The following is a 20,448-nucleotide window of genomic DNA, read 5'->3' as shown; positions in this document are numbered from 1 at the left end:
TATGAAAACTAAAATTGTAAGAATTACTACAGTACCAATTTCTCTGAATCTTCTTTTAAAAGGGCAACTACGTTTTATGGGGGATAATGGTTTTGATGTTGTTGGTGTATCTTCACCAGGAGAAGAACTTGCAGAAGTTCGCGATAGAGAAGGTATTCGAATTGCTGCAATAAAAATGTCAAGAAAAATAACACCTTTTGCAGATTTTAAATCACTATTACAACTCTTTTTTTTCTTGAAAAACGAGCGTCCATATATTGTTCATACTCATACACCTAAAGCAGGTATTATTGGAATGATTGCAGCAAAATTAGCTGGTGTGCCAATAAGGCTGCATACAGTTGCTGGAATGCCTTTAATGGAGGCAACTGGTATAAAAAGAAAAATTTTGGATTTGGTGGAAAAATTGACTTATGATGCCGCGACTGGAGTCTATCCAAATTCAAAAGGTTTATATGACTTTATTATTCAAAATCACTATACATCAAAGGAAAAACTAAATGTAATTTGCAATGGATCTTCAAATGGTATTGATACTTCATTTTTCTCAAGAGAAAATTTGGATGAAGATGAATTAGTTAAGTTAAAGACTTCTTTAATGATTAATGAACACGACTTTGTTTTTGTTTTTATTGGTCGTTTAGTTAGCGATAAAGGGATTAATGAATTGGTATCTGCTTTTGTGCAGTTGAATAAACCGCATGTTAAATTACTACTGGTAGGATCATTGGAATCCGATCTGGATCCTTTAGATAAAGAGATACAAGTGGAAATTGATAATAACCCTAGTATTATTACAGTAGGTTTTCAGAGGGACGTCCGGCCTTATTTTGCGATATCCAATGTTTTAGTTTTCCCTAGTTATCGTGAAGGCTTTCCAAATGTCGTGATGCAGGCAGGATCATTAGGTTTACCCAGTATTGTATCCAATATAAATGGATGTAATGAGATTATTATTGAAGGGCAAAACGGAACCATTATCCCTTTGAAAAATGCAGACGTTGTTCTTGAAGCTATGATTAGGTTTGTTGATGACGTAAATTTCTATAATAATCTAAAATCTAAGGCAAGAAAAATGATTACAGATCGATATGAGCAAAAAGTAGTATGGAATTCTTTGTTGACTGAATATAATCGTTTGTTACAGAAGAAGGGACTTAAACATGTATAAACATTTTTTTAAACGGTTTTTTGATTTTTTGGCCTCATTTTTTGGCCTTCTTCTTTTATCACCTTTATTTGTTGTCGTTTGTATAGGACTTTATTTTGCGAATGATGGAAAGCCATTCTTTTTGCAGGCTAGACCTGGGAAAGGTGGTCGGATATTTAAGATTGTCAAGTTCAAAACGATGAATGATAAAAAAGATGCTGTTGGTAATTTGCTTTCAGATGCTGAACGTCTGACTCCGATAGGTGCTTTTGTCCGGAAAACATCCTTAGATGAAATACCACAATTAATAAATGTTTTAAAAGGGGATATGTCATTGATAGGGCCAAGACCACTTTTAATTCAATATCTACCTTTGTATAATGAAACACAGAAGCGTCGTCATGAGGTAAGACCTGGTATAACAGGTTGGGCACAAGTTAATGGAAGAAATGCCATTTCATGGGATAGGAAGTTTGAATTAGATGTATGGTATGTGGATCATATTTCTTTAGCAACGGATATCAAGGTTTTCTTTACAACTTTTAAAAAAGTATTTAAAAGTGAAGGAATCTCGGCAGACGGGCATGTAACAATTGAACCTTTTAACGGACATAATTAATTTTTTAAAGATGTATTTGTTTGGTGCAAGTGGACATGGTAAAGTTATCGCAGAAATTGCGGAAAGTAATAATCTAGTTGTTGATGGTTTTTTTGATACAGACTTCAATAAAACGAAAGTTTTAGAATATCCTGTTTTTCATGAGGTTCCTTCTAGAAAAGTAGAGATAATCATAGCAATCGGAAATAATAAAGTTCGAAAAGATATTGTAAATGAATATGTTAACTTTGAGTATGCTAAATTAATACATGCTCGATCACATATTTCTAAACGAACAAGTATAGGTTTAGGAACTGTGATAATGGCAGGCGTAACTGTGAATGTAGATGTTAGCATTGGAGACCACTGTATTATCAACACAAATGCATCTGTGGATCATGACTGTGTCATCGCAGACTTTGTGCATATATCACCAAATGCGGCTTTAGCAGGCAATGTAATGATCGGAGAGGGTACACATATCGGGATTGGTGCTGTTGTTATTCAGGGTGTTAAAATAGGTGAATGGTGCACCATAGGCGCGGGAGCTGTAATTATTATAGATATTCCTGATGGATGCACTGTAGTGGGGAATCCGGGAAAAGTAATAAAGAAATAAAACGATAAATATTAAATATCATGTCAGATAAAATTTGGCTTTCATCTCCACATATGGGAGGGCGTGAATTAAATTATATTCACGAAGCTTTTGATGCGAATTGGGTAGCCCCATTAGGACCAAATGTAAATGGTTTCGAAGAGGATTTAGAAGAGTTTTTAAATGCAGATGTTAAAGTAGCGGCATTGTCTGCTGGTACGGCAGCCTTGCATTTAGCATTAATTGAGTGTGGAGTTGGTTATGGCGATGAGGTTATTTGTCAATCGATGACATTTTCTGCCTCCGCAAATCCAATTTCCTATCAAGGAGCTATTCCTGTTTTTATTGATTCTGAAAGAGATACTTGGAATATGTGCCCAATTGCATTGCGAGATGCTATATCTGACCGTATTGCTAAAGGAAAGAAACCGAAAGCTATTATTGTGGTTCATTTATATGGAATGCCTGCAAAAATGGAAGAAATTTTAACAATCGCTAACGAATTTGATATACCGGTTCTCGAAGATGCGGCAGAGGCGTTAGGGTCTACATATAAAGGTAAAGCATGTGGTACATTTGGAAGATTTGGTGTGTTGAGTTTTAATGGTAATAAAATTATAACTACCTCAGGTGGTGGCGCATTAGTCTGCCATTCGCAAGAAGATAAAGATAAAGCGGTTTTTTTATCGACCCAAGCACGTGATGATGCTCCTCATTACCAACACTCTCATATTGGATATAATTATCGTATGTCTAATATTTGTGCAGGTATAGGTCGTGGTCAAATGGAAGTTTTAGCTCATCGTGTAGAAGCGCGTCGTGCCATGACTGATTTTTATGTAAACTTGTTTTCTTCTTGCCCTGGCGTAAAAGTGTTTATTGAACCTTCTGAAGATTTCTATTCGAATCATTGGTTGGCCGCAATCACAATTGAACCTATTGAAGCTGGAATTACTCGTGAAGAGCTAAGATTGGCGCTCTTGGAGTTTAATATAGAATCAAGACCATTATGGAAACCTATGCACTTACAACCTGTATTCGAAGAAACTCCATATTATGGTAGTAATATAGCGGAAGATCTATTTGATAAGGGCTTATGTTTACCCTCTGGTTCTAACCTAACGGATGAGGAGAGAATACGTATAAAGACTGCTATAGAGCAGGTATTTAGTAAATAATTAGATAAATCGATCTTTAACTATATAGTTAAAGATCGATTTATTAATCGCGATCTATTCCAATAAATTTAGAATAGAGTTTTATTATGGGAAAAAATATGGCTTCTTGAGGTGCATATGGGAAATAACGTTTAAAGTTACTCCATAAACGTTTTGCCCCATCTGGGTGAACAGGAATTGTTTTGATTGTTTTCCCATTTACAAAACGGTCATCATAATAACCAAAATTTCCACCATGCCAAATTTCTGTTAACATCCAATCAGATTGTGTATCTTCTGGATAGGAAAAAGGGAGCGCATCATTAGGTAATCCGATGTGTTTGGTCAAGATATGATGTAAGATATGAACCCATTTCAAGATACCAACTTCTTTATACATCTGGAACAATGCTTGGGCGTCAATTTGATCCTTATAAGTAATGTATAAGCGCGCTGCATCGCAGATTTGACGTAAACCTATTCCAAAAGAAATCATATGCTTTAAAATATGTGCGTTGACTTGTAGGATTTGGAGTTCTGGAGCGAGTATTTTGATGGATAAATCTTTAATTCAATGTTCTTGTTGTTTGTCCTTATATTTATCTTGTATTTTACTTAAATATTCATATTTGAATGGACTTTTAATATCAAAAAGACGCTTATGGTGTTCAATATTAATTTCATTCCATTCATAGTCTAGACTGAAAGCTGCCGTATATTTGAATTTAAGATTTTTATTTTTTATAAATTCCCTCGCTTTCGAATATCCTAAATCTTCAAAATACCAATATATCGCCACAGACACGATGTTCGGGTTTTAAATACCAGTTTGCTACCCCTTCTCCTTTTTGTAAAATAGGGTCAAGACCTAATTCTGTAAAATTTTTAAATTGACTTGCCAAAACTGTATTCATCTTGTAGTTACATCGCTCAATTTGAACGATTCGTATAGTCCACTGTAATCGTAAAGATTGTGGAGGGAGTTGAGACTCTTCTAAATGAACAAATCTATCAAAAATCACCCTTCTTACTGTTTGGGTAGTAGCACAAGAGTAAATTTGAGACCAATCTTTATTAGAGATCGGTTGTCTTATTAATAAAGTACCTTTTCCCCAAGGTCCAATCCTTAGTAATTGCAGAAATACTTCCTGATTTTTATTATCCATCAAATTGTTGTAAACTTGATACATCCAAAAATATTTATTAAAATATTGCTATAATAAAAATAAGAGGTTTATAATTGTAGTTTTTATTAGACTCTCAAAAGCATTTTAATATTTAGGCACAAATATTGCTAATGTGGTGGTGTTTGATGAAAATCTTTTTTAAATTGATATTTAATTGGGATAGTGTGAGTAAAATAATATATTTTTGTCATTATATTAAGCAGAATAAATCTTATAATTTGAATAGAACATGCGATTAATTTCAAAGTGTGGTTTTACCTTAGTGATGCTAACAGTTATCCTAATGGTTTTTAGTTCGTGCGGATCTCGAAAGAGCATGGTGTATTTTCAGCCTGATTCTACACAGATTACTACCGTCTATGAGCAATATGTACCTAAGATACAAAAAAATGATATCTTAACCATTGTTGTTACGGCTGCAGATCCAAAAGTAACAGCCCCTTTTAATCCCTTAAGTACCATGACTACAAGTAATATGTCACAAGCTGTTGATATGGCTCTGCGACCAACTTATACGGTTGATGATAAAGGAGATATAACCCTTCCTATGTTGGGTCTTGTTCATATAGAAGGTTTAACTCGCTTGGAAGCTATCGAAAAATTGCGAAAAGAATTAAGTCAATATATAAAAGATCCGGGAGTCAATATGAATTTTAATAATTTTCGTGTTTCTGTCTTGGGAGAAGTTGCTAGACCAGGATCGTTTATTATGCCAACTGAACGTCTCACGGTTTTAGAAGCCTTGGGTATGGCGGGAGATTTGACCATTCGTGGCGTACGTGAAAATGTGACTTTGATTCGTGAAGTGAACGGACAAAAGTCTATGCATCGTTTGGATTTGACAAAACAAGAAACTTTAAATTCACCTTATTACTACTTAGCACAAAATGATGTGATTTATGTAGAACCAAATAAGTCACAAATCAATAATTCTAAATTAGGGGCTAATACAAATATTATTATTTCAATTGCAGGCCTTTTAATTACTGTAATATCTGTATTGACACGCTAAACAACATGATGGAACAACAACCTTTACAACAGAGGGACAATCAAAGAGAAGAGATTAATTTAAGGCAGCTTTTTGAGCAATATGCCTATTATTGGAGATGGTTTGTGTTTGCTATTCTACTTTCAGTAGGAATTGCTGTGATATATCTGCGTTACGCGCAAAAGACTTATAATACTACTGCAAAAATTTTGTTGAAAGATGAGCGCAGCGGCTCGGCGGGTGAATTGGCAGGTATTGCTGAATTAAGTAGTAGCTTAGGTTTAGGAGGTGGGCGTTCTTCATCTTTTGTCACAGATCAGATTGAAGTTTTGAAGTCCAGACGATTGATTAAAAAAGTTGTGGATCAGCACCATCTAAATATTATGTATGCTAGTAAGGGCAAGATTCGCTCAACGGAAATTCTTGAAACTGATATGCCATTTATTCTTCAGCCACAAGGAAGCCAAGATACTATTCTTCTTCATATTGAAGTACAGCTTAAGGATAAACAACAATTGCAAATCACCGATCTATCTACTGGGAAAAAGTTGAATGCAAGTTTTAATAAATTAGTGCAAATTGGAAATGACAGTGTAATTTTTAGAAAAAGTAATAATAGTATAGCAGATAAGAAAAGTGGTTTTGAAATAACTGTCATGCCTAAAGATTGGGCAGTAGATGCTACTTTGGGAGCTATTAATATTACTCCAGGAAAGGAAATGCAGTCTTATATGGTCAATTTTACCATGGTGTCAACTCTAAGAAAGAAATCCAATTTAATTTTAAATTCTTTGATTGACATTTATAATGCGGATTTAACTAATGATAAGATGAGGATGACAAGGGCTACTTCCGATTTTATCAATAAGCGTTTAATGTTGATTTCTAAAGATCTTTCAGGAGCTGATGAAGAAGCCGCAGATTTTAAGTCAGCAAACTCCATGGTTGACATGGCTACTGAAGCTGGTGTTTTCTTACAGAATGCTTCTGAGAATGATAAAAGAGTATTAGAGTATCGTACGCAGTTGCAATTGGTCGATCATATGAGCGACTTTCTAAAGGGAGAGAAAGATGGTAAATTATTACCTTCTAATATTGGTCTTCAGGATGCGTCTATAGGTTTAGCGATTGAAGGGTATAATAAGCTGGTCTTGGAGCGTGATGATTTATTGAAATCGGCTTCGGATTTAAACCCAACAGTTGTGGCCCTGAATGAAAATATCAACGAGAGTAAAAATAATATTCGACGCTCTTTGGAAAACTATCAACAGGTAACCAAATTGGCGTTGAATAGTAGTGAACGGAAATCAAATGAGATTAAAGGGCGTATTAATTCGATCCCAAATCAAGAACAAGGCTTTAAGAAAATTTCGAGACAGCAACAGATTGTAGAATCTCTTTATTTGCTATTGTTGCAAAAACGTGAAGAAAGTGAAGTGAAAGCCGCTGCAACACCAGATAATCTAAAGATTATAGATGCTGCATATGGAAATGGTTATCCAGTTTCTCCAAAGAGAAGTTTAGTGATATTTGGAGCTTTAATAGTTGGATTTCTAATCCCTTTTTTCATCTTGTATTTGAAGTTTTTATTGGATAATAAAATTCATTCTCGAAAAGATATTGAAGATGTTGTTAAAGCACCAGTACTTGGTGAGATTCCTAGCTCAGAAGACACTATTATTCATCAAAATGATAGATCGTCTCTTGCTGAAGCTTTCCGGATTTTACGAACTAATATGAATTTTATGTTTGGTGCGGATAAAAAGGATGAATCAAAGGTGATCTTTGTGACTTCAACTACATCAGGTGAAGGTAAATCATTTGTAACAACAAATCTCGCACAAATCTTATCCATGTCTGGTAAGCGCGTCTTATTGATTGGTGCTGATATCCGTAGTCCAAAAGTATTGGATTATCTAGGGCTTTCACATTTACAACATACGAATGTGGGGATAACACAATTTTTGATCAATCCAGATATGGATGTGGATAATATCATCATTAAGAAACCTGGAAATTATGATTTTGATGTCGTTTATTCAGGTTACATCGCTCCAAATCCTGCTGAATTGTTAATGAATGGACATTTTGATGATGTAATTAAATATGCACGTGAGCATTATGATTATATTTTAGTGGATACAGCGCCAGTTAGTTTGGTGACGGATACGCTATTGATCGCACAAAATGCTGATTTGACATTATTTGTGTCTCGTGTTAATTATTTGGATAAACGGTTGTTACAAGTACCAAGAGAACTTTATGTGGATGGTAAGTTGAAAAATTTAGCATCGGTTGTCAACGATGTGGACTTTGCTCGTGGTTACGGCTATGGCTATGGCTACGGTTATGGTTACGGTTACGGTGATAAAAATGAAAAGAAAGCGGGTATTGCTAAATTATGGCAGAACTTGAAAAGTAAATTTGGTTTCAAATAGAAATCGATAATATATTGTAATTGGCGCTTTTCTATTGGAATTGCGCCAATTTTTTTTTCCCTTTTTATAATTCATTCTGAATATCAAAATACCACCTAATATTGAAATAATTCCCTTGTAACTGGAGTATGGCTTAAAAATTGCATATAGACTCGCGTGAAAATAATTTCATAACGATTCATCATCTGTGCTGTTAGAACAACAATTTAAGTAAAAATTACGTTACTTTGTAGGATCATTAGCATAATAACGAATCAACTTGGCATTGCCTAAAAGCAATGGAGATTACTCGGGTTTATCAACGATTTTTAATATGACAACAATTAAAAGTTTTTATTACATACCTATTATGTGGCCATATGCGATCACATCCTTCTTTTCTGAATTTATATTTAACCAATCAATACACATAATGAAAAAACTATTACTTACACTTACTTTGTTTACCTGCTTAGGTATTGGATCTGTTTCTGCACAATTCTCTCGTCCCATTACAGTAGGTGCAGGTGCTGGAGCTGCCTATGGCTTGGCAGATCTGGGAAACTCGAAATTGAATTTTGCTTGGTATGGAGAAGGTGATTATTTAATAAGTCCTTTTATATCCGTAGGTCTTCATGCCCAAAAAGGTGAAGTAAGTGGCAATGGCTATGGTAGTGAATACAGCAATAAATATTACGCTGGTAACGTGAATGGTAAAGTACGCTTGGGTCAATTCATGGGATTGCCGGATAACTATAGTAATTATACTTTAGGTGCTAGTAATCTGGAGCGGATTGTATCCAATATTTATATTGGTGCTGGTGCCGGACTTATGAAAAACCGAATTTCGAGACAATTGGAAAGTGGTTATAGCACCGGGATAGTGGCAAATGGAGGTGAGATTGCTGATGATCTATCTGGTATACATTTCATCGTTCCTTTAAATGTAGGTGTTGATATCCCTTTCGGCAGAACACTTTATGGACCACAGTGGGCGATCAATGTCAACTACCAACATAACTTGACCACGAATGATAATATCGATGGTATTATCCATAGTAAAAACGACCAATATGGTTTTGTGTCCGTAGGGGTTAAATATGCTTTTTTTAACCGCAATTAATCCATTTCAACGCAATAAAACATAAATATCAAAGATTAATAATTATGAATAAGATGAAAAGATACTATCCGAGTCTCACGATTGGGCTGGTTTTTTTAGCAGTTTTGATGTGTATGCAAGCTTGTAAATCAAGCTCGTCCATATATAAAGCTCCAAAAGTGGCCGCTTTCCGTGCAGGTAAATTACCAGCGCCTCCGGGAATGGTGTATGTCCCTTCTGGAACGATTTTGTTTAAAAGTTCTCTGGATAGTGCTGATACAGGTAAGAACGTGAGTCTGAGTGCATTTTTTATTGATGAGGCCGAAGTGACCAATAAACAATACCGCGAGTTTATAAACTGGGTAGCCGATTCAATCGCGGTAACGGATTATCTAAAGGATGATCAGTACTTTTTGGAAACAGGTGACCCTGAAGGTGAACGCCCGATCGACTGGAAGAAGGTGAAAAAAGTTTCACCTCTGTGGAAGAGCAACGACCCTACTATACGGGAACAATTAGCGCCTATGATCCTGATGAAAGGATCTAAAAGAACGCTGAATCCAGAGGTGATGCAATATCAATATGAATATCAAAAAACCAAGGGTAATGCTAAAAGAACATATGTAAAGGATGCTGTTCTAGTGATGCCTGTAGAAGATATCTGGTCCAGCGACTTTCCGAACTCGCAGTTAGCATCTCTTGATGTCAACTATTTTACACATGAATCTTTTGATTACTATCCTGTCGTTGGTGTAACCTGGAGACAGGCAAGAGCATTTACAGACTGGCGTGGGAAAGAAGTGATGGCAACGTTGATGAAAAACTCTTACCTCAGTGGCTATCAGCTGACTTTAAGCCTTCCTACTGAAGCGCAATGGCAATATGCAGCAGAAGGCAAGCTGGATCCTCGTGATACGACTACAAGCACGCGTATGACCATTGATGGGGCAGAGGGTAAGCGAAAGCTAGCAGTCAATTTTAAACAGGGTGAAGGAACTTATTCGCGTGATGGAGCTACGTTTACGCTTCCGGTAAAGTCATATACTCCAAATGCTTTTGGGATCTATAACATGGCTGGTAACGTTTCTGAATGGACATTAGATGCTTTCAGTCCATCAGCAATGGTTTTTGTCAACGATCTGAATCCTGTTCTTTTATATGATGCGGATGATCAAGATGCCGACGCTTTGAAAAGGAAAGTAGTGCGTGGTGGTTCTTGGAAGGATAATGGTGAGCAATTGAATAGCGAAACCCGTAATTATTCGGTCGATTATGAACCGCATTCGTATATCGGTTTCCGCTGTGTGATGTCTGCTTTTGAAATGCCGACTATACAGAGTAAAACAAGAAAATACTAATAACTTGATATAACATTCAAATCGATAGCAATATGACACGGTGCTCACCTTCTAAAATACATGGTATTGTGGATATGCATAGTGGCGTATTGGCTATGAAAAAAGATATTCCAATGAAGATTTTGATAACGATTGCAATGGCTATGGGATTTGTTCCTGTCTTTGCACAACAAGAAATACCAGATAGTTTAAAGACTGAACAGCTGACAAACAGCTTTGAAGGGGAGGTATTGATGGATACGATACCGACTACAGATGGTTTTTATCAGGCCAATAACCTGGAAGATGCGGTCCCTTTTGCTTATCCAGAAATCAATATGAAAAATATCCGTTTTTATAAAAGGGTATGGCGTGATATCGACCTGAAGGATGAAAAAAATCTCCTGCTCGCAACACCGGGAAACTCTTTGATAGAAATTATCATGAAGGGTATCGAGGCGGGTAAGTTGTCTTTATATAGTCCTGATGATGATTCTTTTAAAGGTAGAATGAGTGCTAATGATGGGCTTGCCCGTTTTACGGATAGCGTACTCGTACCCATATTTGATGATGAGGGGAACCAGATTGATTCAAAAATGGCTTTAAATGAATTTGATCCTACTCGGGTAACAAAATTCCGCATCAAAGAGGATATCTTCTTTGATAAGCAACGTGGCCGTTTGGAGAGCCGTATCATTGGTGTAGCGCCATTGATGGATATCACGACTTCAGCTGAGCTGGCTGAATCAGTGGGTTCTACTCCTGCATTTTGGTTGTATTTCCCACAATTGCGTTATAGCTTGGTGAAGGTCGATATTACCGATCCGGATAAAGGGCTATATGATATGACGATGGATGACCTGTTTGTGCAAAAGAAATATGCCAGTACGATCATCCGTGAATCTTCTGCTGGTGCGCTAAAAGTAGCTGACGAAGCACAGCAATTGCAAGATGCAGCGCAGATCGAGGAAAAGATCGATGCTTATAAAAAGAAATTATGGACGAATCCTAAGGGTGTGAAAGCGGAAAACTTAGAAGAGTTTATCCCTAATGCGCAGAAAAAAGGAAAGAAAAAATAAGTGTAGTTTAATTTTGCTATGATAAAAAAGCATTCTCATCTTTTGAGAATGCTTTTTTTATCATATGAAGACTTCCCATTTTCGGACTATTCGAAAGTAGAAAAAACGGCTATTTTGGTCTTCATTTCGATAAACATTTCAGGGGTTAAATCTCCTAAACAGCTATGGGTCTAAAGGTATTATATTCTCCCCGCCAGTCCTCTATTTTTTGTTTAGCATCCTCCGATGAGAGGAACCAATTTGTATTTAAACATTCAGCGCGAACACTTCCATTGAAAGATTCAATATACGCATTACCCGTTGGTTTTTCGGTCTTGAAAAGACAAATTCAACTTTTTGCTCATAAGCCCATCGATCCATTTCTTTTGATATAAATAATTACGTTAATCGTCATCGATGCCTAAAACTTTGGAATAAAGCTGTACGAATGGATAGAAAAATACTTCTTGAGGCGCATATTTAAAATACCGTTTCATGTTAGACCAAATCCGATGGACACCTGCTGGGCGAGCTGATAAAGGAGAGAAAGAACCATCTTTATAGCGCTCATCATGATAACCGAAATTGCCTGAATAAAAAATCTCATCCATCATCCAGTCCGCATCCCATTTTTCGGGGTAAGGGAAAGGGACAGATTGTTCGGGTAAACCTAGATGTTTGACAAGGATGATATGTAATAAATGTGTCCAAGCCAGAATACCGGTATGCGTATAAATTTCTTTTAACGCCTGTGGATCAACTTGGGTAGAGACAGTATGATAAAGTCGAGCTGAATCACAAAGTTGTCGTAAACCTATGCCGAAAGAAAGTAAGTGTTTGAATATATGTACATTTACCTGTAATAACTGTAATTCCGGAGCCAGAGTTTTAATGGTAGTACCATTTAAGATAAGTCCTTGCTGGTGTTGAAAGTATTTTCGTTGAAGTTGACCTAAATAACGATATTGTAATGGGTTGCGTATATGAAAAAGCCGTTTATGATGCTCAATTGCAATTCCTTGCCACTCATAAAATAGGCTAAATCCTGCAGTATCTTGGAAGTCTAGTTGTTTTTCTTTAAGAATTTCTCTCGCTTTTGCATAGCCTTTTTCTTCGAAATACCAATCAATATCTCCTGACATACGATGATGAGGGATTTCATAGCAGGCTGCAACGCCTTGACCTTTCTGTAAGATAGGACGTAAACCTTCCTTGGTGAAGGCGGTATATTGGGCAGCAATAACTTCGTTCATCTTCGCATTATGGCGCTCGATTTGATCCACTCGCACCGTCCATTTTAATCGAAGGGATTGTGGGGGTAATTGTTGTTCTTCTAAAAAAGGAAAGCTATCGTAGATAAGTCCTTCTACGGTGTGGTGTATTGCATAAGATCGTATTTGTAACCAATCGGCCTCCGATAATGCTGTGTTCAGTACAAGTGATCCCTTGTTCCATAGTCCGATGCGCACTAATTGAAAAAAAACGTCCCTGAGCCTGTTGTCCATAAATTGTGAAGTAGTTGTCATGCCAAAAATAACTATTTTTTTTACCATTAGATGCATAGTAATCCTGAAAGATAGAAATATACCTGATCTAGGAGCAGGAAAATATGTTATAAAATGCACGGTAAAAATTGGAGCTTGCCTTAATGGACAATATAAATGTAAAGTAGCAGCCAACAGCAAGTGGACTAAGCTTATTCTAGTGCTCACCAGAACAAAAAATCCCCAACGACGAACAACGTTGGGTATAGCTATAAATTAATCCAATTATGAAAAATTAATACCAAGATACAAAAAAATGTCATAGGCCTGCAAGAAAATAAACTGACCCCCTTCCAATTTCAGGAGCATTGTAAATTAGAAAAATTTGCTATTTTGACCTGATTTTCAATAAACATTTCAGGGATTAAATTTCCTAAACAGCTATGAGGTCTGAAGGTATTATATTCGTTTCTCCAGTCATCAATTTTCTGCTTGGCATCCTCCAACGAAAGGAACCAATTGGTGTTTCAGCATTCGTCTCGGAAGCTTTCGTTGAACGACTCAATATACGCATTATCCGTTGGTTTTCCAGGTCTTGAAAAGACAAGTTCAACTTTTTGTTCGTGGGCCAACCTATCCATTTCTTTGAGATAAATTATTCACACATATTTTTATCCGGGTTCATGATTGCTTAGCAATTCTGAACCGTTATCAACCTGAATTTTCTTAGCCTTAATACCACTAAATAACTTTAATTGTTCTAAAGTTTCTACAACTTGATAGCCTTTTATACCTTGTCCTACATAGATTGCCATGTATTTACGACTATAATTATCCACTATAGTTAAGCAGCGGATTTTCTTCCCATCGGACAGTGCATCTGCTACAACCACGAAGTAGCAGCGAAGCTAACTCCATGCTCCAGCAGTCATATAAATTGGAAAACGAAGGTCTTTCCGAGCGATGAAAAGCTGCTCTGGAGCGTCTCGGGAGTTTACTCCTTAAGTTCAGACCTTCTTCCTTATAGATCTGTTAGACACGTTTATGGTTGTCAGACCAGCCTTTGCGACGTAAAAAAATATAGACGCGCCAAAGTCCATAACGTCCCGGTGTTTCGGCTGTATTACGTATTCTTATGCGTAATGGAAGATCTTCGCGACGGTGGGCTTTATTCTCTACTTTTAAATACTCCAGTTTTTTGGGAGGTGGTCATTAGCAATGACTGCAGGTCGTATTATGTTGAATAAACTAGATAAAAAATCGGGTAATATTTCTTTCTCGGAGCGAGTAAGATTGGGTGTTCAAAAAGTATTAACAAAATTAGCTCATGAGACAGCGGAAAAGAATGGGACTTTAGTAGTCAAGATTAATGGCGAGATAAAAGAAGTTTTGGCAAAAGAATTATTAAGTACCTTGCCAAAGGAATAAATTATATATCCCTCCCAATAAAATTATCTTTCGTCTACACCGCAGATCTTATCACTTACTTACATCTCCATCAGTTGGCTTAGATAATAACCTTATCATTGGACGGTGTGTTACTTGGTTAAAGTTAGAGCTAGAGTCTGCGAACAATCTATGATTCAGATAATAATCAAACCCTATCCTTTTAATTCAGCTATCAATGCCCCTTGTGTTTCATATACTTCCAGCACTACGGTTATAACAAATGAAATCTTAAGTTTTGCTATTCTTCTTTGTTAGAAAAAGGCGTGATAATAGTAGAATTAAAGAAATTACCAAAGATAGAAATACCGTTATATGCGGGTTGTATAAAAAAGTAAATACTAAAAGTATTATTGAAATAATAATTAAGGTAAGTGTTATGGTTCTATTCATGGCTAACAACTTAAATGAATTCTTGCTAAAGATACGCCTTTTCCTATAAGGGCGCCCCACAATTAGGTGTTCGATTTATGTAAAAAGGATGATTATTTCATTTTGACAAGCTACTCTTCAATTAATGTAAGATTTCTATCCTCACAATTACCCCTCACTTACGTCTTAACCAACAGGTTTAGGTAATAACCCTATCATTGGACGCTCATCGTTTTTAACGTTATCAGGTTATTAGGTTAGAATGTTAGACCAATCGTTACTGCGTTACTCGTTTAAAAGTCAGACAGATCGTTACTGCGTTACTTGTCACTGTGTTACTTGTTTAAAGTTAGAACTAAAGTTTGCGGATAATCCATGATGCCGATTGTAGTGCTGCATTAAAACTCTCTGTTTTTCTAAGTAATATTAAGTGGACTAAAATATATCAAAATTAAAAAAGGCTTCAATATGAAGCCTCTCTATATTAAATAAGTAGACAAATTTTTACCACGAAAAAGTGTAATCCTTTATCATAGAAATATCTTTTACGACAAGAACAGAGGATTTCATCTCTCTTTTTTTTCTTGTAGTTTGTGTCTTTTCAACCACTCTTAACAATTCTTTCATGCTCAGAGGCATATTGGCAAATGTGAATGATTTATGAAAATTCTCTAAATTGATTTGTTTATGTAGTTCGTCCGCAAATGACCTAGACATAAAATCAATTCCTGTAAAATCTAATGTAATATCGTAACAGTCCTCTTTACCCAACTCCCTCTCGATATAATTAATCAGAAAATGTACAGATTCTCTGGTGTCTAAAGATTCATTGAATAAATCCTTTAACCTAATGTCTGCTGCAGTTGTCATAGTGTACTCCTGTTCTTTAAATAGTGTGCAAAGATATGCTTAAATTATAAATTATTAAAATGCTTTTAAACAATATACAAATTCTTCTTGTAAAGAACAAGTCAATAGATAAATTGTTTTTTTTATTTCCTTCTATTATTCTGCAAATTTAGAATAATCAAAATCTTGAGGTACGAGCGCAGGTATTCTTAAGCAGACCAATACACCTTGCCAATTAAAATCTCCTTTTGTTGTATAGATTTCATTTTTCTCTGCAGATATATAGCAAAAAGTATCTCCTGAATAGATAAAATACTTGCCATTCATTCCTTCCGTCAACATACGTGTTGATGTACTTATTCCAAACCCTCTACTGATATCTTGTAATTTTGTAGATTTACCCCCAAGTGCTGCTTTCATTGCATCTAGGTGAGACGTTACATTATAGGCATTATCTTTAAAGTCAGTATAAGATTCTAATAACGTCCTTCCAATATCGCCTATGCAAATGTCAAGATATCCTAATGTAGGGTAAAATTGAGCAAATATATAACCGTGATCGTGATGAGCATGATGAATAATATTTTCAATCGTCTCATCAATAAGATAAAGCAGAGCTGAAAGAAGATTATAATTTGTGCCTACGTTGACAAATCCTCTTAATAAAGAATTCAGATGACCGATAAAGATATCTCTTATTCTTGAGGTCTCAGCATCACTACCTATTGGAAATGAAAGAAGGGGGATGTATGTTTTATTTTTATACTTTTCTAATAATGATATGACAGACACGCTGTTTATTTTGTCGCAATGAATAATATTTGGAAAAAAAATATTATTCATATAGCCAGCAACACTTTGATTTTCTATTTCAGACTTTAAACTAATTGGAGCTCTTTTTCCTCCATATTGTTTAATGAGTAGCAAGAGTCCTAATGTAAAAAATGGTTTAGTGAATGCTGCTTTACTATAATCCAGTAATATTTCTATGTTTTTTTCTGTATTGTCAATCTGAACTTGGAGCTCAAAAAGTTTACCCATTGAGTCCCCAAAATTATCATTTATATGTGTTGGCAATGATATTGTTTTCATACTATAAAGGGTAATTAGATGTTATTAAATACTAATTTAGCTGCAGTTTTGGTTGATCGTAGTTTTTATAGTAACTAAGATACCAAAGATAAGTATGATTTTAGTTATTAATTATTGAAAAGTATGTTCATTCATTCTTCTTCCTCGATATTATTATTATCAAGACTTTGTGTCTCGGAATCATCTTCTTCAATAAATGAATCTGTAAAACTGCAAGATTGTCCTATAATGGTTATGTTATACTCATATCCTTTGTTATTTATCCCTTACTTGCATCTCCATCAGCTGGCTTAGGTAATCCTATTACTGGACGTTCACCATTTTTTAATCGTTACTGCGTTACTCATCACTGTGTTACTCGTTAATGTTATCAGGTTATTAGGTTAGAATGTTAGACTGATCGTCACTGTGTTACTCGTCACTGCGTTACTCGTCACTGTGTTACTCGTCACTGCGTTACTCGTCACTGTGTTACTCGTCACTGCGTTACTCGTCACTGTGTTACTCGTCACTGCGTTACTCGTCACTGTGTTACTCGTCACTGCGTTACTCGTCACTGTGTTACTCGTCACTGCGTTACTCGTCACTGTGTTACTCGTCACTGCGTTACTCGTCACTGCGTTACTCGTCACTGTGTTACTCGTCACTGCGTTACTCGTCACTGTGTTACTCGTCACTGCGTTACTCGTCACTGTGTTACTCGTCACTGCGTTACTCGTCACTGTGTTACTCGTCACTGCGTTACTCGTCACTGTGTTACTCGTCACTGCGTTACTCGTCACTGTGTTACTCGTCACTGCGTTACTCGTCACTGTGTTACTCGTCACTGCGTTACTCGTCACTGTGTTACTCGTCACTGCGTTACTCGTCACTGTGTTACTCGTCACTGCGTTACTCGTCACTGTGTTACTCGTCACTGTGTTACTTGTCAGGTTATTAGGTTAGAATGATCGTTACTGCGTTACTCGTCACTGCGTTACTTATTTAAAAGTTAGAACCTAAATTTTATTGATTGCGGAGATTAACTAATTTATTCTCCGCTTTTTATGCGGTAAATAATTGCTATATTTACCGCATAAGGATATAAGTTATGGCAGTCTATCTACATGAACGGCACAACTGGACAGTATTTATGTTGGACGATGAGAAAATTCTCAATCTACTAAGTGAAGTAAGGCATCTTCAAGGGAAGATTATTGGAAAAGTGGAGTTATTAGGCTTTGCGTTAAAAGACGAAGCTAACTTAGAAACACTTATTCAAGATGTTGTTCAATCTTCGGAAATTGAAGGAGAGATATTAAATCCAGAACAGGTACGGTCTTCAATAGCTACTCGACTAGGGTTAGATATCTCTGGTTTGATACATGCTGATCGTCATATCGATGGAGTAGTAGAAATGATGTTAGATGCTACACAAAACACGGATAAAACTTTGAGTGACGAAAGGTTATTCGGCTGGCATGCTGCATTATTTCCGATAGGGAGAAGCGGATTGTATAAGATTGATGTTGCACAATGGCGCAATGGTGATATGCAAGTGGTGTCTGGAGGAATAGGAAGAGAGGTCGTGCATTTTGAAGCACCAAAGGCTGAACGACTCACAGAGGAGATGACTAAACTAATTGATTGGTTTAATTCTGATTCAAATATCGATCCGGTATTAAAAGCTGCTATTGTTCATTTATGGTTTGTCACGATACATCCCTTTGATGATGGAAACGGACGTATAGCTCGTGCGCTAACAGATATGCAGCTATCTAGAGCGGATGGGGTAAACCAACGGTTTTATAGTATGTCTGCTCAAATTAGAAAAGAACGTAAAGGATATTACGCTATTTTAGAGAAAACACAAAAAGGAGATTCTGATATTACAAATTGGATTGTTTGGTTTTTAAAATGCCTCAAAGAAGCTATCATCTCTTCCAGTATTATAATCGATAAGGTTGTAAAAAAACATCACTTTTGGATGGCCAATGCTTCGAAAATAGGAAATGATCGGCAACGGATGATGCTGGATAAATTGTTGGATGATTTTGAAGGAAATCTTACCACGTCAAAGTGGGCAAAGATATCCAAAGTATCTGCAGATACGGCATTACGTGATATTATAGACTTGGTCAATAAAGGTATATTATTAAAAGCTGATTCAGGTGGTAGAAGTACGAATTATGAGCTTAACTGGTAGTGCCCTACAGCATTTCTTGCTAGAGAGACTGGACTTTCCATCGAAGAGAGACTGATCGTTACTGCGTTACTCTTCAGTGTGTTAGTTGTCACGTTATTTGGTTATTAGGTGAGTAAGTTAGACTAATCGTTACTGCGTTACTCGTCACTGTGTTACTTGTTTAAAGTTAGAATGATTGTTACTGCGTTACTTGTCACTGTGTTACTTGTTTAAAGTTAGAACCTAAAGTCTGCGGATAATCCATGATGCCGATAATAGCAAAACTTTATCTATCATCAACTATTTGGAAAGTTGAGAAAGATGGAAGTTTTTTTGCGTAAATGAAATCTACTATCAACCATTTGAAAAAGATGATTGAGATTTTATGATTGAAACAATTTCTGAGGTTATTTGAAGTAATGCAAATTGCTTATTGTTGGGCTAATAGCTGTTTGTTATATTTACTAAAATAAAACACTAAATATAAATCTTTATGCCAAATATGTACATAATTTGTGGTTGTAATGGTGCTGGTAAGACAACAGCTAGCTATACTGTTTTACCTGAAATATTTAGTTGTAAAGAATATGTAAATGCTGACAATATTGCTGCTGGTATTTCTCCATTTAATCCAAATAGTGTAGCAATGAGCGCAGGTCGAATTATGTTGAATAGAATTCAAGAATTGATATTAGAAGGGGTTGATTTTGCATTTGAAACTACACTCGCCACCAGAAGTTATGTATCATTAATTAAACGTGCAAAAGATTATGGTTATCGTGTTATTGTATTGTTTTTTTGGCTTGACTCACCTGAAATGGCTGTTAAGCGAGTATCAAAACGGGTATCATTAGGTGGACATTCTATTCCAAACGATGTTGTTTTTCGACGTTACTATAGAGGTATATACAATCTTTTGAACTTGTATAAACCTATTTGTGATACTTGGATTGTTTTTGATAATATGGATCTTGTTCCAGAGATTATAGCGAAAAAGGATGAATTTGGAGAAGTGGTAATTAATGACGAGATTTGGTTAACGATTAAAAAGCAAAGTGAGTATGTTGAATAAACTAGATGAAAAATCGGGTAGTATTTCTTTCTCGGAGCGAGTAAGATTGGGTGTTCAAAAAGCATTAACAAAATTAGCTCATGAGACAGCGGAAAAGAATGGAACTTTAGTAGTTAAGATTAATGGCGAGATAAAAGAAGTTTCGGCAAAAGAATTATTAAGTACCTTGCCAAAGGAATAAAGAACATATCGCTTCCAATAAAATCATCTTTCGTCTACTCCGCAAATCTTATCCCCCACTTACATCTTCATCAGCTGGCTTGGGTGTAAACGCCATCATTGGACGCTCATCGTTTTAACGTTATCAGGTGAGTAAGTTAGACTAATCGTCACTGCGTTACTTGTCACTTTGTTACTTGTTTCAAGTTAGACCA

The 20,448-nt window shown here is 36.0% G+C and carries 20 protein-coding genes and 2 pseudogenes; 13 read left to right on the top strand and 9 right to left on the bottom strand.

What is annotated here, in order from left to right:
* Position 1 precedes the first annotated feature (1 nt).
* Genes KO02_RS21710 through KO02_RS21695 form a run of 4 tightly spaced genes read left to right on the top strand, consistent with a single transcriptional unit; the run spans position 2 to position 3,524 of the window.
* Positions 2-1,171 carry a glycosyltransferase family 4 protein gene (locus KO02_RS21710; RefSeq protein WP_200878588.1) on the top strand — a complete coding sequence of 390 codons (1,170 nt, stop codon included), beginning with the start codon at positions 2-4 and terminating at the stop codon, positions 1,169-1,171.
* Positions 1,164-1,769, top strand: a complete 606-nt coding sequence (locus KO02_RS21705; RefSeq protein ID WP_038701672.1) for a sugar transferase — start codon at positions 1,164-1,166, stop codon at positions 1,767-1,769. The genes KO02_RS21710 and KO02_RS21705 overlap by 8 nt, the downstream gene beginning before the upstream one ends.
* 10 nt (positions 1,770-1,779) lie before the next feature.
* Positions 1,780-2,367 carry an acetyltransferase gene (locus KO02_RS21700; protein ID WP_038701670.1) on the top strand — a complete coding sequence of 196 codons (588 nt, stop codon included), beginning with the start codon at positions 1,780-1,782 and terminating at the stop codon, positions 2,365-2,367.
* A gap of 20 nt (positions 2,368-2,387) precedes the next feature.
* On the top strand, positions 2,388-3,524 hold the full coding sequence (locus KO02_RS21695; protein ID WP_038701668.1) for a DegT/DnrJ/EryC1/StrS family aminotransferase: 1,137 nt from the start codon (positions 2,388-2,390) through the stop codon (positions 3,522-3,524).
* A 43-nt stretch (positions 3,525-3,567) separates the two neighbouring features.
* Here KO02_RS21695 and KO02_RS23085 read toward each other — a convergent pair whose 3' ends face one another.
* Both KO02_RS23085 and KO02_RS23075 read right to left on the bottom strand, forming a co-directional pair.
* The gene (locus tag KO02_RS23085; RefSeq protein WP_235212405.1) at positions 3,568-4,011 is read right to left on the bottom strand and encodes a nucleotidyltransferase family protein; all 444 of its coding nucleotides are present in this window, start codon (positions 4,009-4,011) and stop codon (positions 3,568-3,570) included.
* Between the two features lie 268 nt (positions 4,012-4,279).
* Positions 4,280-4,693, bottom strand: coding sequence for a nucleotidyltransferase family protein (locus tag KO02_RS23075; protein ID WP_081918467.1), 414 nt, complete (start codon positions 4,691-4,693; stop codon positions 4,280-4,282).
* A 313-nt stretch (positions 4,694-5,006) separates the two neighbouring features.
* Between KO02_RS23075 and KO02_RS21685 the strand changes: the two genes are divergently transcribed.
* The 5 genes from KO02_RS21685 (at position 5,007) to gldN (ending at position 11,616) form a co-directional block, all read left to right on the top strand.
* Positions 5,007-5,702 (top strand): polysaccharide biosynthesis/export family protein, encoded by a 696-nt coding sequence (locus KO02_RS21685; protein WP_235212306.1) that lies wholly within the window; start codon positions 5,007-5,009, stop codon positions 5,700-5,702.
* A 5-nt stretch (positions 5,703-5,707) separates the two neighbouring features.
* A complete protein-coding gene (locus tag KO02_RS21680) occupies positions 5,708-8,119 on the top strand; it encodes a GumC family protein (RefSeq protein ID WP_038701655.1) in 2,412 nt (803 codons plus the stop codon).
* Positions 8,120-8,531: 412 nt separating this feature from the next.
* Positions 8,532-9,221 (top strand): hypothetical protein, encoded by a 690-nt coding sequence (locus tag KO02_RS21675; RefSeq protein WP_038701653.1) that lies wholly within the window; start codon positions 8,532-8,534, stop codon positions 9,219-9,221.
* Positions 9,222-9,274: 53 nt separating this feature from the next.
* Entirely contained in the window at positions 9,275-10,558 is a 1,284-nt protein-coding gene (locus KO02_RS21670) for an SUMF1/EgtB/PvdO family nonheme iron enzyme (RefSeq protein ID WP_158500338.1), read from the top strand.
* A gap of 32 nt (positions 10,559-10,590) precedes the next feature.
* Positions 10,591-11,616, top strand: coding sequence for a gliding motility protein GldN (gene gldN, locus KO02_RS21665; RefSeq protein ID WP_081918465.1), 1,026 nt, complete (start codon positions 10,591-10,593; stop codon positions 11,614-11,616).
* An 86-nt stretch (positions 11,617-11,702) separates the two neighbouring features.
* Here the strand turns inward: gldN and KO02_RS24205 are convergent.
* The 4 genes and pseudogenes from KO02_RS24205 to KO02_RS23885 all read right to left on the bottom strand — a co-directional run.
* Positions 11,703-11,991, bottom strand: a pseudogene (locus KO02_RS24205) (integrase core domain-containing protein); the annotation flags it as partial.
* An 8-nt stretch (positions 11,992-11,999) separates the two neighbouring features.
* Positions 12,000-13,148, bottom strand: coding sequence for a nucleotidyltransferase family protein (locus KO02_RS21660; RefSeq protein ID WP_051960201.1), 1,149 nt, complete (start codon positions 13,146-13,148; stop codon positions 12,000-12,002).
* Between the two features lie 290 nt (positions 13,149-13,438).
* Positions 13,439-13,720: pseudogene (locus KO02_RS24450) on the bottom strand (integrase core domain-containing protein).
* A 30-nt stretch (positions 13,721-13,750) separates the two neighbouring features.
* Positions 13,751-13,894 (bottom strand): hypothetical protein, encoded by a 144-nt coding sequence (locus KO02_RS23885; protein ID WP_158500337.1) that lies wholly within the window; start codon positions 13,892-13,894, stop codon positions 13,751-13,753.
* A 421-nt stretch (positions 13,895-14,315) separates the two neighbouring features.
* Here KO02_RS23885 and KO02_RS21645 point away from each other — a divergent pair, with 421 nt between their 5' ends.
* Positions 14,316-14,507, top strand: coding sequence for a hypothetical protein (locus KO02_RS21645; RefSeq protein WP_144243386.1), 192 nt, complete (start codon positions 14,316-14,318; stop codon positions 14,505-14,507).
* 894 nt (positions 14,508-15,401) lie between these two features.
* Here KO02_RS21645 and KO02_RS21640 read toward each other — a convergent pair.
* From KO02_RS21640 to KO02_RS24200, 3 genes are all read right to left on the bottom strand, one after another.
* A complete protein-coding gene (locus tag KO02_RS21640; RefSeq protein ID WP_038701631.1) occupies positions 15,402-15,767 on the bottom strand; it encodes an STAS-like domain-containing protein in 366 nt (121 codons plus the stop codon).
* Between the two features lie 135 nt (positions 15,768-15,902).
* Positions 15,903-16,838: a hypothetical protein gene (locus KO02_RS21635; RefSeq protein ID WP_038701629.1), complete on the bottom strand. Its 936-nt coding sequence runs from the start codon at positions 16,836-16,838 to the stop codon at positions 15,903-15,905.
* Positions 16,839-17,221: 383 nt separating this feature from the next.
* On the bottom strand, positions 17,222-17,755 hold the full coding sequence (locus KO02_RS24200; RefSeq protein WP_235212305.1) for a hypothetical protein: 534 nt from the start codon (positions 17,753-17,755) through the stop codon (positions 17,222-17,224).
* 173 nt (positions 17,756-17,928) lie between these two features.
* Between KO02_RS24200 and KO02_RS21630 the strand changes: the two genes are divergently transcribed.
* The 3 genes from KO02_RS21630 to KO02_RS21620 all read left to right on the top strand — a co-directional run bounded on the left by KO02_RS21630 (position 17,929) and on the right by KO02_RS21620 (position 20,255).
* Positions 17,929-19,023: a Fic family protein gene (locus tag KO02_RS21630; RefSeq protein ID WP_038701645.1), complete on the top strand. Its 1,095-nt coding sequence runs from the start codon at positions 17,929-17,931 to the stop codon at positions 19,021-19,023.
* 472 nt (positions 19,024-19,495) lie between these two features.
* The gene (locus KO02_RS21625; RefSeq protein WP_038701643.1) at positions 19,496-20,074 is read left to right on the top strand and encodes a zeta toxin family protein; all 579 of its coding nucleotides are present in this window, start codon (positions 19,496-19,498) and stop codon (positions 20,072-20,074) included.
* Positions 20,064-20,255 carry a hypothetical protein gene (locus KO02_RS21620; RefSeq protein WP_038701641.1) on the top strand — a complete coding sequence of 64 codons (192 nt, stop codon included), beginning with the start codon at positions 20,064-20,066 and terminating at the stop codon, positions 20,253-20,255. The genes KO02_RS21625 and KO02_RS21620 overlap by 11 nt, the downstream gene beginning before the upstream one ends.
* The last annotated feature ends 193 nt before the right edge of the window (positions 20,256-20,448 follow it).

Origin of the sequence: Sphingobacterium sp. ML3W (assembly GCF_000747525.1) — a bacterium.
In the GTDB taxonomy this organism is placed as follows: Bacteria; Bacteroidota; Bacteroidia; order Sphingobacteriales; family Sphingobacteriaceae; genus Sphingobacterium.
The sequence above is the reverse complement of the archived record's forward strand: the minus strand, read 5'-3'. Positions and strand labels throughout refer to the sequence as shown.

Bases quoted from the DNA above. Each gene is read 5' to 3' on its own strand.
- KO02_RS21710 (WP_200878588.1), top strand. From the start codon at position 2: ATGAAAACTAAAATTGTAAGAATTACTACAGTACCAATTTCTCTGAAT.
- KO02_RS21705 (WP_038701672.1), top strand. From the start codon at position 1,164: ATGTATAAACATTTTTTTAAACGGTTTTTTGATTTTTTGGCCTCATTT.
- KO02_RS21700 (WP_038701670.1), top strand. From the start codon at position 1,780: ATGTATTTGTTTGGTGCAAGTGGACATGGTAAAGTTATCGCAGAAATT.
- KO02_RS21695 (WP_038701668.1), top strand. From the start codon at position 2,388: ATGTCAGATAAAATTTGGCTTTCATCTCCACATATGGGAGGGCGTGAA.
- KO02_RS23075 (WP_081918467.1), bottom strand. From the start codon at position 4,693: ATGTATCAAGTTTACAACAATTTGATGGATAATAAAAATCAGGAAGTA.
- KO02_RS21685 (WP_235212306.1), top strand. From the start codon at position 5,007: ATGGTGTATTTTCAGCCTGATTCTACACAGATTACTACCGTCTATGAG.
- KO02_RS21680 (WP_038701655.1), top strand. From the start codon at position 5,708: ATGATGGAACAACAACCTTTACAACAGAGGGACAATCAAAGAGAAGAG.
- KO02_RS21675 (WP_038701653.1), top strand. From the start codon at position 8,532: ATGAAAAAACTATTACTTACACTTACTTTGTTTACCTGCTTAGGTATT.
- KO02_RS21670 (WP_158500338.1), top strand. From the start codon at position 9,275: ATGAAAAGATACTATCCGAGTCTCACGATTGGGCTGGTTTTTTTAGCA.
- gldN (WP_081918465.1), top strand. From the start codon at position 10,591: ATGACACGGTGCTCACCTTCTAAAATACATGGTATTGTGGATATGCAT.
- KO02_RS21660 (WP_051960201.1), bottom strand. From the start codon at position 13,148: ATGGTAAAAAAAATAGTTATTTTTGGCATGACAACTACTTCACAATTT.
- KO02_RS23885 (WP_158500337.1), bottom strand. From the start codon at position 13,894: ATGGCAATCTATGTAGGACAAGGTATAAAAGGCTATCAAGTTGTAGAA.
- KO02_RS21645 (WP_144243386.1), top strand. From the start codon at position 14,316: ATGTTGAATAAACTAGATAAAAAATCGGGTAATATTTCTTTCTCGGAG.
- KO02_RS21640 (WP_038701631.1), bottom strand. From the start codon at position 15,767: ATGACAACTGCAGCAGACATTAGGTTAAAGGATTTATTCAATGAATCT.
- KO02_RS21635 (WP_038701629.1), bottom strand. From the start codon at position 16,838: ATGAAAACAATATCATTGCCAACACATATAAATGATAATTTTGGGGAC.
- KO02_RS21630 (WP_038701645.1), top strand. From the start codon at position 17,929: ATGGCAGTCTATCTACATGAACGGCACAACTGGACAGTATTTATGTTG.
- KO02_RS21625 (WP_038701643.1), top strand. From the start codon at position 19,496: ATGCCAAATATGTACATAATTTGTGGTTGTAATGGTGCTGGTAAGACA.
- KO02_RS21620 (WP_038701641.1), top strand. From the start codon at position 20,064: ATGTTGAATAAACTAGATGAAAAATCGGGTAGTATTTCTTTCTCGGAG.